Source organism: Streptomyces cinereospinus (genome assembly GCF_042430725.1).
In the GTDB taxonomy this organism is placed as follows: domain Bacteria; phylum Actinomycetota; class Actinomycetes; order Streptomycetales; family Streptomycetaceae; genus Streptomyces; species Streptomyces cinereospinus.
Map to the genome: position 1 here is coordinate 87,095 of NZ_JBHMCY010000021.1, position 12,558 is coordinate 99,652.

General features: G+C 72.8%; 10 protein-coding genes. 7 read left to right on the forward strand and 3 right to left on the reverse strand.

The window, feature by feature from the left end; all coding sequences use genetic code 11:
* The first annotated feature begins 75 nt into the window (after nt 1–75).
* The 3 genes from ACFF45_RS13800 to nudC all read left to right on the forward strand — a co-directional run bounded on the left by ACFF45_RS13800 (nt 76) and on the right by nudC (nt 6,212).
* The gene (locus ACFF45_RS13800; RefSeq protein WP_381346098.1) at nt 76–3,705 is read left to right on the forward strand and encodes an ATP-dependent helicase; all 3,630 of its coding nucleotides are present in this window, start codon (nt 76–78) and stop codon (nt 3,703–3,705) included.
* A gap of 10 nt (nt 3,706–3,715) precedes the next feature.
* On the forward strand, nt 3,716–5,119 hold the full coding sequence (locus ACFF45_RS13805) for a dipeptidase (protein ID WP_381346100.1): 1,404 nt from the start codon (nt 3,716–3,718) through the stop codon (nt 5,117–5,119).
* Nucleotides 5,120–5,267: 148 nt separating this feature from the next.
* Nucleotides 5,268–6,212: an NAD(+) diphosphatase gene (gene nudC, locus ACFF45_RS13810; protein ID WP_381346102.1), complete on the forward strand. Its 945-nt coding sequence runs from the start codon at nt 5,268–5,270 to the stop codon at nt 6,210–6,212.
* 75 nt (nt 6,213–6,287) lie between these two features.
* Here the strand turns inward: nudC and ACFF45_RS13815 are convergent, their stop codons facing one another.
* The gene (locus tag ACFF45_RS13815; RefSeq protein ID WP_381346104.1) at nt 6,288–6,545 is read right to left on the reverse strand and encodes a mycoredoxin; all 258 of its coding nucleotides are present in this window, start codon (nt 6,543–6,545) and stop codon (nt 6,288–6,290) included.
* Nucleotides 6,546–6,870: 325 nt separating this feature from the next.
* Between ACFF45_RS13815 and ACFF45_RS13820 the strand changes: the two genes are divergently transcribed.
* From ACFF45_RS13820 to ACFF45_RS13835, 4 genes are all read left to right on the forward strand, one after another.
* Nucleotides 6,871–9,081, forward strand: a complete 2,211-nt coding sequence (locus tag ACFF45_RS13820) for an ATP-dependent DNA helicase UvrD2 (RefSeq protein WP_381346105.1) — start codon at nt 6,871–6,873, stop codon at nt 9,079–9,081.
* Between the two features lie 164 nt (nt 9,082–9,245).
* Nucleotides 9,246–9,569, forward strand: coding sequence for a hypothetical protein (locus ACFF45_RS13825; protein ID WP_381346106.1), 324 nt, complete (start codon nt 9,246–9,248; stop codon nt 9,567–9,569).
* A gap of 175 nt (nt 9,570–9,744) precedes the next feature.
* Nucleotides 9,745–10,122, forward strand: coding sequence for a WhiB family transcriptional regulator (locus tag ACFF45_RS13830; protein WP_381346107.1), 378 nt, complete (start codon nt 9,745–9,747; stop codon nt 10,120–10,122).
* On the forward strand, nt 10,119–10,442 hold the full coding sequence (locus tag ACFF45_RS13835) for a putative WhiB-interacting protein (protein ID WP_381346108.1): 324 nt from the start codon (nt 10,119–10,121) through the stop codon (nt 10,440–10,442). The genes ACFF45_RS13830 and ACFF45_RS13835 overlap by 4 nt, the downstream gene beginning before the upstream one ends.
* A gap of 146 nt (nt 10,443–10,588) precedes the next feature.
* On the opposite strand, the gene ACFF45_RS13840 is transcribed toward ACFF45_RS13835, so the two are convergent.
* A complete protein-coding gene (locus ACFF45_RS13840) occupies nt 10,589–11,971 on the reverse strand; it encodes an ABC1 kinase family protein (RefSeq protein ID WP_381346109.1) in 1,383 nt (460 codons plus the stop codon).
* Nucleotides 11,964–12,558, reverse strand: a 595-nt coding sequence (locus ACFF45_RS13845) for a TOMM precursor leader peptide-binding protein (protein ID WP_381346111.1), incomplete at its 5' end; no start/stop codon positions are given. The genes ACFF45_RS13840 and ACFF45_RS13845, both read right to left, overlap by 8 nt.

Sequence of the window (12,558 nt, forward strand, 5' to 3'; positions counted from 1 at the left end):
GTCTGAGCTGCGCCTTTTCCGTTCCGGAGGGCGATTGGGCATCCGCTGTCAGTGCCCGCCGCTAGCCTCTTCCGGGTGTCCGCACGCATCACCGATCCCGAGCAGCTCAAGGAGCTCCTCGGCATTCCGTTCACTCCGGAGCAGACGGCCTGCATCACCGCGCCGCCCGCCCCGCAGGTGATCGTGGCCGGAGCCGGGTCCGGCAAGACGACGGTGATGGCGGCCCGCGTGGTGTGGCTGGTCGGCACGGGCCAGGTCGCACCCGAACAGGTGCTCGGCCTCACCTTCACCAACAAGGCCGCCGGTGAACTCGCCGAACGGGTCCGCAAGGCCCTCGTCAAGGCCGGAGTCACCGACCCGGACGTCATCGACCCGGACAACCCGCCCGGCGAGCCGGTGATCTCCACGTACCACGCCTTCGCGGGCCGCCTGCTGACCGACCACGGCCTGCGCATCGGCCTCGAACCGACGTCCCGTCTGCTCGCCGACGCCACCCGCTACCAGCTCGCCGCGCGCGTGCTGCGCGAAGCCCCGGGCCCCTACCCGGCGCTGACCCGCTCCTTCCCGGACCTGGTCAGCGACCTGCTCACCCTCGACTCGGAGCTCGCCGAACACCTCGTGGGCCCCGAGCGCCTGCGCGCGTGGGACACCGAACTGCTGCGCACCCTCGAAGGCGCCAAGCTCACCAACGCCGACCTGCGCAAGGCCCCCGACACCGCCGCCGCCCGCCGGGAACTCGCCGCCCTGGTCCAGCGTTACCGCACCGCCAAACGCGAGCGTGACCTGCTCGACTTCGGCGACCAGATCGCCCTGGCCGCGCAGTTGGCCCGGCTCCCCGAAGTGGGCCGCATCCTGCGCGACGAGTTCCGCGTGGTCCTCCTCGACGAGTACCAGGACACGTCCGTCGCCCAACGCGTCCTCCTGGCAGGCCTGTTCGGCGGCGGCACCGGCCACCCGGTGACCGCCGTGGGCGACCCCTGCCAGGCGATCTACGGCTGGCGCGGCGCCTCCGTCGCCAACCTCGACGACTTCCCCGAGCACTTCGCCCACCCCGACGGCACCGTGGCCGAGCGCCAGGCGCTGAGCCAGAACCGCCGCAGCGGCGGCCGCCTGCTCGACCTCGCCAACGGCCTCGCCGAGCCGCTGCGCGCCATGCACGCGGGCGTGGAGGCGCTCCGCCCGGCGCCCGGCGCCGAACGCGACGGCACGGTCCGCTGCGCCCTGCTGCGCACCCACGCCGAGGAGGTCGACTGGATCGCCGACTCCATCGCCCACCTGGTCCGCACCGGCCAGGAGCCCGGCGAGATCGCCGTGCTGTGCCGTACGGCCACCGACTTCGCCGAGATCCAGGGCGCGCTCGTCGCCCGTGACATCCCCGTGGAGGTCGTCGGCCTCTCCGGGCTGCTGCACCTGCCCGAGGTGGCCGACCTGGTCGCCGTCTGCGAGGTGCTCCAGGACCCCGGCGCCAACGCCTCCCTGGTCCGTCTGCTGACCGGCCCGCGCTGGCGCATCGGCCCGCGCGACCTCGCCCTGCTGGGGCGGCGCGCCCGGCTGCTGGTCTCGCACGCGCGCGTGGACGCCGACGACGACCCGGACCGCCGGCTCGCCGAGGCGGTCGAGGGGGTCGACCCGGCCGAGGTGATCTCGCTCGCCGACGCGCTGGACACGTTCCTGGAGACCCCGCTGGAAGGCGGCGGGGGCGACGACGGGCTGCCGTTCTCGCCGGACGCGCGCGTGCGCTTCGCCCGCCTCGCCACCGAACTGCGCGACCTGCGCCGCTCCCTGTCCGACCCGCTCATGGACGTCCTGCACCGGGTGCTCGCCGTGACCGGACTGGAGGTCGAACTGTCGGCCTCCCCGCACGCCCTGGCCGCCCGCCGCCGCGAGACCCTGTCGAACTTCCTCGACGTCGCCGCCTCCTTCGCCGCCAACGAGAGCCAGGCGAGCCTGCTCGCCTTCCTCGGCTTCCTGCGCACCGCCGCCCAGTACGAGAAGGGCCTCGACAACGCCCTGCCCGGCGGCGAGAACACCGTCAAGGTGCTCACCGCGCACAAGTCCAAGGGCCTGGAATGGGACGTCGTCGCCGTCCCCGGGCTCGTCACCGGTACGTTCCCCAGCGCCCAGGGCCGCGAGAAGTGGACCGCCCAGGCGAAGGTGCTCCCGCACGCACTGCGCGGCGACGCCGACACGCTGCCCGACATCGGGACGTGGGACGCGCGCGGGATGAAGGCCTTCCACGAGGCCATGAAGGACCACCAGCACACCGAGGAACTGCGCCTCGGCTACGTCACCTTCACCCGCCCCCGCTCCCTCCTCCTCGGCTCCGGCCACTGGTGGGGCCCGACCCAGAAGAAGCCCCGCGGCCCCTCCGACTTCCTCCTCGCCCTCTACGACCACTGCGCCGCCGGTCACGGCGAGATCGAGGCGTGGGCGGACGAACCCGCCGAGGACGAGGAGAACCCGGCCCTTCACCGGGCGACCGACGGCCAGCTGTGGCCCCTGCCCCTGGACACCGCCGCCCTGGCCCGGCGCCGCGCGGCGGCGGAGACGGTCCTGGCCCACCTCGACGCCCTCGCCGGCCACCCCGCCGCCGTCCACGACCCGGACACGTACGACGACCCGGACTGGCCGGTACCGCCGGACGAGGAGACCCCCTCGGAGACCCTCTCCGACGAGATCCCGCACGACGAGGTCTCCCACGCCGGTGGCCCTCACGACGGGGCTTCCCACGACGAGATCCCCTTCGACGGGTTCGCCTACGAGGAGGACGCGTACGAGGGAGAGGACCCGGCCGGCTGGGACTCCTGGGACACGAACCGGCCCACGAACCTGCCCGCGGAGCCGCACGGGCCCACGGATGCCCCCCGCCCCCCGCAGGCCCCCCGCCCGACGGTCCCCCACCAGACGCCGCCCCCCGACGCCGGCGCCGTACCGGGTGCCCGCCCGCACCCCGCGCTGCCCGAGCCGAGCCCTCTCACCCCCGAGGAGGCCCGCACCATCGCCTCCTGGGACCGCGATCTCGACGCCCTCACCGGCGAGCTGCTCCGCGCGCGCGCGTCCGTCACGGAGGTCCCGCTGCCGGCGTCGCTGACCGCGTCCCAGGTGCTGCGCCTGGCCGCCGACCCGGACGGCTTCGCGCGGGAACTGGCCCGGCCCATGCCGCGCCCGCCGCAGCCCGCGGCCCGCCGGGGCACCCGCTTCCACGCCTGGGTGGAGGCCCGCTTCGACGAGCTGACGCTGCCCATGCTGGAGCCGGAGGAGCTGCCGGGCACCGAGGCAGAGATCGCCGACGAACGTGATCTCGAGGCCCTCAAGGAGGCGTTCGAACGCACCGAGTACGCCCACCGCACTCCCTACCGCGTCGAGGCGCCCGTCCAGCTGGCCATCGCCGGCCGCGTGGTCCGGGGGCGGATCGACGCCGTGTACCGGCACGGCGACGGCGCGGGCGCGACGTACGAGATCGTCGACTGGAAGACCGGCCACGGCCGGACCGCCGACGCCCTCCAGCTCGCCCTGTACCGGCTCGCCTGGGCCGAGCAGCAGGGCGTGCCCCCGGAGTCGGTCACGGCCGCGTTCGTGTACGTGCGGACGGGCGAGGTCGTACGGCCGGACGATCTCCCGGGCCGGGCCGCGCTGGAACGACTGCTGCTGGGCGAGCCGTACGGTGACGAACCGCACGAACGGGGTGTCACCGCGGGCCGATAGGCTCGTGAGCATGAGCCAGACCCCGGACAGCGCCGTCCGTGAGTACATCGACCAGCACCGCGCCGCCTTCCTCGCCGACCTCGCCGAGTGGCTGCGCATCCCGTCGGTGTCCGCCCAGCCCCAGCACGCCCCCGACGTGCGGCGCAGCGCCGACTGGCTCGCGAGCACCCTCAAGGAGACCGGCTTCCCGACCGCCGAGGTCTGGCAGACACCGGGCGCCCCCGCGGTCTACGCCGAGTGGCCCTCGGACGACCCGCAGGCGCCCACGGTCCTGGTCTACGGCCACCACGACGTGCAGCCCGCCGCACGCGAGGACGGCTGGGACAGCGACCCCTTCGAGCCCGTGGTCCGGGACGACCGCCTCCACGCGCGCGGGGCGGCCGACGACAAGGGGCAGGTGTTCTTCCACACCCTCGGCGTCCGCGCCCACCTCGCCGCCACCGGCCGCACCACCCCGGCCGTCAATCTCAAGCTGCTGATCGAGGGCGAGGAGGAGTCCGGCTCCCCGCACTTCCGGGTGCTGGTCCAGGAGCACGCCTGGCGGCTCGCCGCCGACGCGGTGATCGTCTCCGACACCGGCATGTGGTCCGAGGACACCCCCACGGTGTGTACGGGCATGCGGGGCCTCGCCGAGTGCGAGATCCGGCTGTACGGCCCCGACCAGGACGTCCACTCCGGCTCCTTCGGCGGCGCCGTGCCCAACCCGGCGACCGCCGCCGCCCGCCTCGTCGCCGCGCTGCACGACGAGCACGCGCGCGTGGCGATCCCCGGCTTCTACGACGGTGTCGTGGATCTCACCGACCACGAGCGTGCGCTCTTCGCCGAGCTGCCCTTCGACGAGCGGCAGTGGCTGCGCACCGCCAAGTCGTACGCCACCGAGGGCGAGGCCGGGTACACCACCCTGGAGCGTGTCTGGGCCCGCCCCACCGCCGAGGTCAACGGTATCGGCGGCGGCTACCAGGGCCCGGGCAGCAAGACGATCATCCCGTCCTCGGCGATGGTGAAGCTCTCCTTCCGCCTGGTCGCCGGCCAGGATCCCGACCAGGTCGAGCAGCTCGTGCGCGCCTGGGCCGCCGACCGGCTGCCCGCCGGGATCCGCCACGAGATCACCTTCTCCACGGCCACCCGCCCCTGCCTGACGCCCCTGGACCACCCCGCGCTCCAGTCCGTGGTCCGCGCCATGGGCCGTGCCTTCGGCCGGCCGGTCCGCTACACGCGCGAGGGCGGCTCCGGACCCGCCGCCGACCTCCAGGAGGTTCTCGGCGCACCCGTCCTCTTCCTGGGCATCTCCGTCCCCTCCGACGGCTGGCACGCCCCGAACGAGAAGATCGAGCTGGACCGGCTCCTCAAGGGCGCCGAGACCACCGCGTACCTCTGGGGCGACCTCGCCGAGCACTGGCGCCATGCCCCCTGACCGACCCGGCCGAGGGGGTGCCCCGCGCGGGGCACACTGGAGAGGCCGCCCGCACCGCGCGGCCCCGCCGGACCCGGTCGCCTCCTGCCGCACGTCCCGCTGAACCGCCGCCGAATCAACCGTTGCACCGGGGGAGTTGGAAGCACCCGTGACCACCTGGACCGACCACACCACCGACCGACCCATCTCGCTCACCGCCCCCAGCGGCATCGACCGTGCCGCGCACCACCGGCTCGACGAGGCCTGGCTCGCGGCGGCGTGGAGCCACCCCTCGACCCGCTGCTTCGTGGTCTCCGGCGGCCAGGTCCTCATCGACGAGACGCCCGACGGACGTACCGAACTCGTCATGAGCCCGTCCTTCGAAGCCCCGCTCACCGAGGCGCACCGCTACTTCTTGGGCATCGACGAGGACGGCGTCAGCTACTTCGCCCTCCAGAAGGACGCCCTGCCCGGCCGCATGGACCAGTCCGCCCGCCCGGCGGGCCTGCGCGAGGCGGGCCTGCTGCTGTCGCCGCGCGACGCGGGCCTGATGGTGCACGCGGTCGGCCTGGAGAACTGGCAGCGCACCCACCGCTTCTGCTCCCGCTGCGGCGAACGCACGGTCATCGCGGCGGCCGGCCACATCCGCCGCTGCCCCGCCTGCGGCGCCGAGCACTACCCGCGCACCGACCCCGCCGTGATCATGGCGGTCACCGACGCGGACGACCGCATCCTGCTCGGCCGCCAGGTCCACTGGCCCGAGGGGCGCTTCTCCACCCTGGCCGGCTTCGTGGAGCCCGGCGAGTCCATCGAGCAGTCGGTACGCCGCGAGGTGCTGGAGGAGGCGGGCATCACCGTCGGCCAGGTCGAGTACGTCGCCAGCCAGCCCTGGCCCTTCCCGTCCAGCCTCATGCTCGGCTTCATGGCCCGCGCCACCTCCACCGAGATCGAGGTCGACGGCGACGAGATCCACGAGGCCCGCTGGTTCTCCCGGGACGAACTGGGCGCCGCCTTCGACTCCGGGGACGTGATGCCGCCGTACGGCATTTCCATCGCCGCCCGGCTGATCGAGATCTGGTACGGCAAGCCGCTGCCGACGCGCAGCGGGTTCTGACAGGGCATAAGGTGCCGCACGGGAAGAGGCCCTCGCCGCAGACTGTCCGGCAAGGGCCTCCTCCGGCGCGGCGGCTCAGGCGCCGAGCGCCTGCTTCACCTGGGCCAGGCTCGGGTTGGTCATGACGACCTCGTCGCCGCCCGCGGTGGGCACGACGCGGACGGTCGGCACCGTCTGGTTGCCGCCGTTCGCCTTCTCCACGAAGGCGGCGGACTCCGGGTCCTGCTCGATGTTGATCTCGTTGTACGTGATGCCCTCGCGGTCCAGCTGGCTCTTCAGCCGGCGGCAGTAGCCGCACCACGTGGTGCTGTACATCGTCACAGTGCCCGGCATCTGTTCGCGCTCCTTCGGCGGGTCGGGGAAGTGGTCGCAGTGAGGGAACGTACGTGACGCCGGTGCCATTCCCGGCGGGGGTATGCAGGGGGCGTGCGGCTGTCGCCGTCCCAGGACGTGACGTCCGCCGCGTCAGGAAGCGACCTCCGCGACATGAAAACCTCCACAAGACATGACCTCCACCGCATGAAGGCGTGACCTCCGCCGCATGAAGACATGACCTCCACCACATGAAGGCGTGACCTCCGCCGCATTAATAAGACTGCGAGGCCCCGCCTGTGGACAACCGGCTCACCCGTCTCCGGCGACCTGGCAGCATGGCCGTGTGACAGCAGCAACGCACTCCACCCTTTTCCCGCGGGTACCGGACTCGGCCGACGCGGTGCTCGAAGGGCTCGACCCCGAGCAGCGTGAGGTCGCCACCGCGCTGCACGGTCCGGTGTGCGTGCTGGCAGGCGCCGGCACCGGCAAGACCCGGGCGATCACGCACCGGATCGCCTACGGCGTGCGCGCCGGGATCCTGCAGCCCTCCAGCGTGCTCGCCGTCACCTTCACCAACCGGGCCGCGGGCGAGATGCGCGGCCGCCTCCGCCAGCTCGGGGCCGCCGGGGTCCAGGCCCGCACGTTCCACTCGGCGGCCCTGCGCCAGCTCCAGTACTTCTGGCCGAAAGCCGTCGGCGGTTCCCTGCCCCGGCTGGTCGACCGCAAGGTCCAGCTCGTCGCCGACGCGGCCGCCGCCTGCCGGATCCGCCTCGACCGGGGCGAGCTGCGGGACGTCACCGGCGAGATCGAGTGGTCCAAGGTCACCCAGACCGTCCCCTCCGACTACGCGCTCGCAGCCGCGAAGGCCGGCCGCGAGGCGCCCCGCCACCAGGCCGAGATCGCCCAGATCTACGCCGCCTACGAGGACCTCAAGCGCGACCGCGCGGTGATCGACTTCGAGGACGTCCTGCTGCTGACGGTCGCCGTCCTCCAGGACCGGCACGACATCGCCGACCAGGTGCGCGCCCAGTACCAGCACTTCGTGGTCGACGAGTACCAGGACGTCAGCCCGCTGCAGCAGCGCCTGCTGGACCTCTGGCTCGGCGACCGGGACAACCTGTGCGTGGTCGGTGACGCCAGCCAGACGATCTACTCGTTCACCGGAGCAACCCCCGACTACCTTCTGGACTTCCGCACCCGCCACCCCGGCGCCACCGTCGTCAGACTCGTCCGCGACTACCGCTCCACGCCCCAGGTCGTCCATCTCGCCAACGGACTGCTCGCCCAGGCCCGCGGCCGCGCCGCCGACCACCGGCTGGAACTGGTCTCCCAACGTCCCGCGGGCCCCGAGCCCGCCTACGCCGAGTACACCGACGAACCCGCCGAGGCCGAGGGCGCCGCCCGCCGCATCCGTGAGCTCCTCGACTCCGGCATCCAGGCCAGCGAGATCGCCGTCCTGTTCCGTACCAACGCCCAGTCCGAGACCTACGAGCAGGCCCTCGCCGACGCCGGGATCCCCTACCAGCTGCGCGGCGCCGAGCGGTTCTTCGACCGGCCCGAGGTGCGCAAGGCAGGCGTCGCCCTGCGCGGGGCCGCCCGCTTCGGCGGCAACGACGCCCTCCTCGACGAGGCCGTCGACCTGCCCTCCCAAGTCCGGGCGGTGCTGTCGGGGGAGGGCTGGACGACCACGCCCCCGGCCGGCTCCGGTGCCGCCCGAGAGCGCTGGGAGTCCCTGGCCGCGCTCGTCAGCCTCGCCCAGGACTTCGCCGCCGCGCAGCCCCGGGCCACCCTCGCCGACCTCGTCGCGGAGCTCGACGAGCGGGCCAACGCCCAGCACGCCCCGACCGTGCAGGGCGTCACCCTTGCCTCCCTGCACTCGGCGAAGGGACTGGAATGGGACGTCGTGTTCCTCGTCGGCGTCGCCGAGGGCATGATGCCGATCACTTACGCCCGAACGGACGAACAGATCGAGGAGGAACGCCGCCTCCTGTACGTCGGCGTCACCCGGGCGCGCGCGCACCTGCACGTCTCCTGGGCGCTGGCCCGCTCACCCGGCGGCCGCCCGAACCGCCGGCCCAGCCGCTTCCTCGACGGGCTGCGCCCCGGCTCCGCCGCGGTCGCCGGCCGCACCGGTGCGGGAGCCGCCGGCGGCGTCGAGCGCGGGCACGCCCGCGCAGCCACCGGCACGGGTGGTCCCGCGGTGGCCAGACGGACGCAGCGTGCCCCGGCGCGCTGCCGGGTCTGCGGACGCACGCTCACCGACGCCGGCGAGCTGAAACTGATGCGCTGTGAGGACTGCCCCTCCGACATGGACGAGGGGCTGTACGAGCGGTTGCGGGACTGGCGCGCGGCGCAAGCCCGGCGCAGCGGTCAGCCCGCCTTCTGCGTCTTCACCGACAAGACGCTGATGGCGATCGCCGAAGCCGCCCCGGAGGACGAGGGAGAGCTGGCACGGATCCCCGGGGTCGGCATGCGCAAGCTCAACCGCCACGGAGCCGACGTTCTGGCCATCTGCGCAGGCCAGGTGCCCGAGGAAGGGGACGGTGGGGACTGATGCCAACTCGTCGAAAAAATAGTTTGCGCATGCCCCGGCGATCCCCATAGGTTCTTAGGCACGGGAACAGCGGCCTTCTCGGAGGCCCTGAATCCGTGCTGTACTTGCATATCCGCAGGACTGGTTCATCCAGTCCCCCGAGACGCCGAGAGGAGGCGAGTCCAGTGATCAGCATCAAGAAGAGCACCACCAGCATCGTCAAATTGACCGATCGCTCGGTCGCTTCCGTGTGCATGCTCGGCGTCTCCAACCCGGGCACCGGTCTGTCCGGCATTCGTGCCGTCCGTCCGGCGTCCCTCCTGTCTCTCGCGGCCCTTCCCGTCCGCGAGCGCGATGAGCGACCGACCCAGGCACTGGAAGCGGCAGTAAAGGCACAGGCCCATGCCTATGCCTTTACGGCGACCGGTGCCGGATTCCGGAAGCAGACGACGCAGCACCACCTGATGTGGGCCTTCCGTGGGCCAGAACCCTGGAGTGATCCAGCCTGATCGGCAGTCAGGCCGGCGCCTTCAGGGCCGCGGAACCCCATCCGGGATCCGCGGCCCTTCTGTTTGTCCCGAACGGGACGGCAGAGCGAAGGGGCCTCGGGACAAGGGAAGAACCCGGTACCAGCCGCCACCCGGTCCGACCGGACCGGAACGACCAGACGAGGAAGACAACACCGTGCAACTCGAAGCGCACGCCCCGTCCGTACCGCCTTCGCGAACTCTCCCCCCGCCCGGCCTCACAGAGGACTCCGCCTTGACCCCGCTCACCCCGCTCACCGCGCTCACCGCGCTCGACGACGCCATCGAGAACCTCGGCGTACCCGTCCCGTGCCGTTCCTACGACCCGGAGGTCTTCTTCGCCGAGTCGCCCGCGGACGTGGAGTACGCCAAGTCCCTCTGCCGCACCTGCCCGCTGATCGAGGCCTGCCTCGCCGGCGCCAAGGAGCGGCGTGAGCCCTGGGGTGTCTGGGGTGGCGAGCTGTTCGTCCAGGGTGTCGTCGTCGCCCGGAAGCGGCCGCGTGGCCGCCCGCGCAAGAACCCGGTCACGGCATGAAGACCGCAGGAACGATCGACCGTCCCCTCACGCACGACCCCCAGAAGCAGGCCCCGATGAAGCCGTCCACCAATGAGCCCACCGGCTCCGCGACCTCAGACGTCACCACCACCGGCGCGAACGACTCGCGTCAGAACAGGACCCGAGAGATGCAACTCATCCCAGAAGCCCTGGCTCGTGCACATATGCACGACCGGATGCAGGAGGCGCGGCAGGAGCGCCGGGCCATGAGCCTGGTGGCCGCCCGCCGGATGCAGCGCCGAGCCGAGCGCGCCTCGCGGCGCGCCCGCCGGGCGCTGGCCATGGCCGTCATGCAGTGAGCGCCGCACTCGAAGCGGTGGCCTCCTGACCCGGAGAAGCGAGCCTGTGCCGCGGGGGCCGGTCCGGTCGGACCGGCCCCCGCGCCGCGTTACAGGGGGAGTGAAGACGGCTCGCCCTCGGTGACTCACCGCCGGACGGCCCGACGTCACGCCTCGGCCGCCGCGTCCCCCTCCTCCTCGATCTCCTCCTCGAACTCGCCCTCCGCGAACCCCGGCAGCCACTCCTCCAGCTCGTCGCGGAGGCGGACCGTGGCGTTCAGCTGGCACAGGACGCCGATCGTGCTGAGGGTCACTCGGTGGATCAGCAGGTACGCCGGGGGAAGGTTGAGCTGCTTGCCGAGCTGGTAGGCGGGGGAGCGGATGTCCGCCACGCGGGCCGCCTGGCTGCGTATCCAGCCGCGGGTGAAGGTGAACTCCTCGACGAGGGCCGGTTCGATGATCGGCAGGAGGTAGTCGAGGACGGCGTCGGGGTCCAGCTCGATGGACTCCTTGACGAATCCCTCGGCGCAGAGCAGGTCGTAGACGGCCTGCGCCTCGCCGTCCAGGGTCATGCGCAGCGAGTCGCCGATGGGGGCCGGCAGGCCGCCCGGGAGGCGGTCGACCGTGCCGAAGTCCAGAACACCCAGGCGCCAGTCGTCCTCGCCGGCCGGGCCGCCGGGCAGCAGGCGGAAGTTGCCGGGGTGCGGATCGGCGTGCAGCAGGCCCGTGCGGGCGGGGCCGGAGAAGAGGAAACGGGCGAGGAGCTGGCCGGCCCGGTCGCGCTGTTCCTCGGTGCCGTCCGCGATGATCTCCGAGAGCGGGATGCCCTCGATCCACTCGGTGATCAGCACCTGGTCGCACTGGTGGACCACGGCGGGCACCACGAAGTCCGGGTCGCCCGCGAACTCCTCGGCGTGCTCCTGCTGGGCCTGCGCCTCCAGCCCGTAGTCCAGTTCCTCCGAGACGCGGTCCTTCAGCTCCATGATCAACGGCTTGATGTCCATGCCGGGGATCAGCGGCCCCAACAGGCGTGAGAAGCGGCTGAGTTGATTGAGGTCGGAGAGCAGGGCCTCGCCCGCCCCCGGGTACTGCACCTTGATCGCGACCTCACGGCCGTCGTGCCACACCCCGCGGTGCACCTGGCCGATCGAGGCGGCCGCGGACGGCTTCTCCTCGAACTCCAGGAAAAGCTCCCGCCAGTCCTCGCCGAGCTGCTCCGCGAGCACCGTGTGCACGGTACGCGTCGGCATCGGCGGCGCCGCTTCCTGGAGCTTGGTCAGGGCCGCCCGGTAGGGCCCGGCGATCTCCTCGGGCAGGGCCGACTCGAAGACGGACAGGGCCTGCCCGAACTTCATCGCGCCGCCCTTGAGCTCGCCGAGCACCTTGAAGAGCTGCTCCGCGGTGCGCTGCTGCAGTTCGCGGCCGACGAGCTCCGCGGACTCGCCGACGATCCGCTTGCCCAGGCCCCAGGTCGCCCGGCCGGCGAAGCCGAGCGGCAGCGCGGCGAGCTTGGCGGTCCGGGTGACCGCCTTGCGGGGAAGATCAGACATGCGCCCTCCAAGTCCCAGCCGGGCGCGCCGCGCCTGCCCGACGGCGTACCTCCGTTGACGACCGTTCCACCGCCATTGTCTCGTGTGCCTTCCCGTCTTCGGAGGGGCGTTCGCCCTTGGCTTGGTCCGTACCCCTCCCGGCCGCCCCGCAGGGGCAGGCCGGGTGGGCCCAGAGCGGTCGCGTGTGCCACTGGAGAGCCGGTACGGACACCTCCCAGCGGGCTCCCGTGCTGGTGGGGCGGCGGCCGTCGAGAAAGGCGAGGGCGTGCGCGGCCGCCAGGCCGGCGACGGTGGTGGCCAACGTCACGTCGCATGGGCGGACGTGGCGCTGCCGGCCCGAACGCCACTGGGCGACCAGACGGGGCCATGTCGGATCCCGGTCGGTGCGGTCCTCGTGCAGACAGCGGGCGCAGCCCGTCTCGCCCGGCAGGACGAAGGGGCCGACCACGCCGGTGCCCTCGACGACCCCGGCGTACAGGTGGGGCGTACCGGACGTGATCAAGGGCTCGGCGGTCTCGGGGGCGGGGGCGTGCACCGCGACGTCGTCGCGTGGGGCGAGGATCACCAGGGCGAGGCCGGGGCCGGCG

Excerpts from the sequence above, each read along its gene's own strand:
- ACFF45_RS13805 (WP_381346100.1), top strand. The coding sequence starts at position 3,716 with ATGAGCCAGACCCCGGACAGCGCCGTCCGTGAGTACATCGACCAGCAC.
- ACFF45_RS13815 (WP_381346104.1), bottom strand. The coding sequence starts at position 6,545 with ATGCCGGGCACTGTGACGATGTACAGCACCACGTGGTGCGGCTACTGC.
- ACFF45_RS13835 (WP_381346108.1), top strand. The coding sequence starts at position 10,119 with ATGAAGACCGCAGGAACGATCGACCGTCCCCTCACGCACGACCCCCAG.
- ACFF45_RS13840 (WP_381346109.1), bottom strand. The coding sequence starts at position 11,971 with ATGTCTGATCTTCCCCGCAAGGCGGTCACCCGGACCGCCAAGCTCGCC.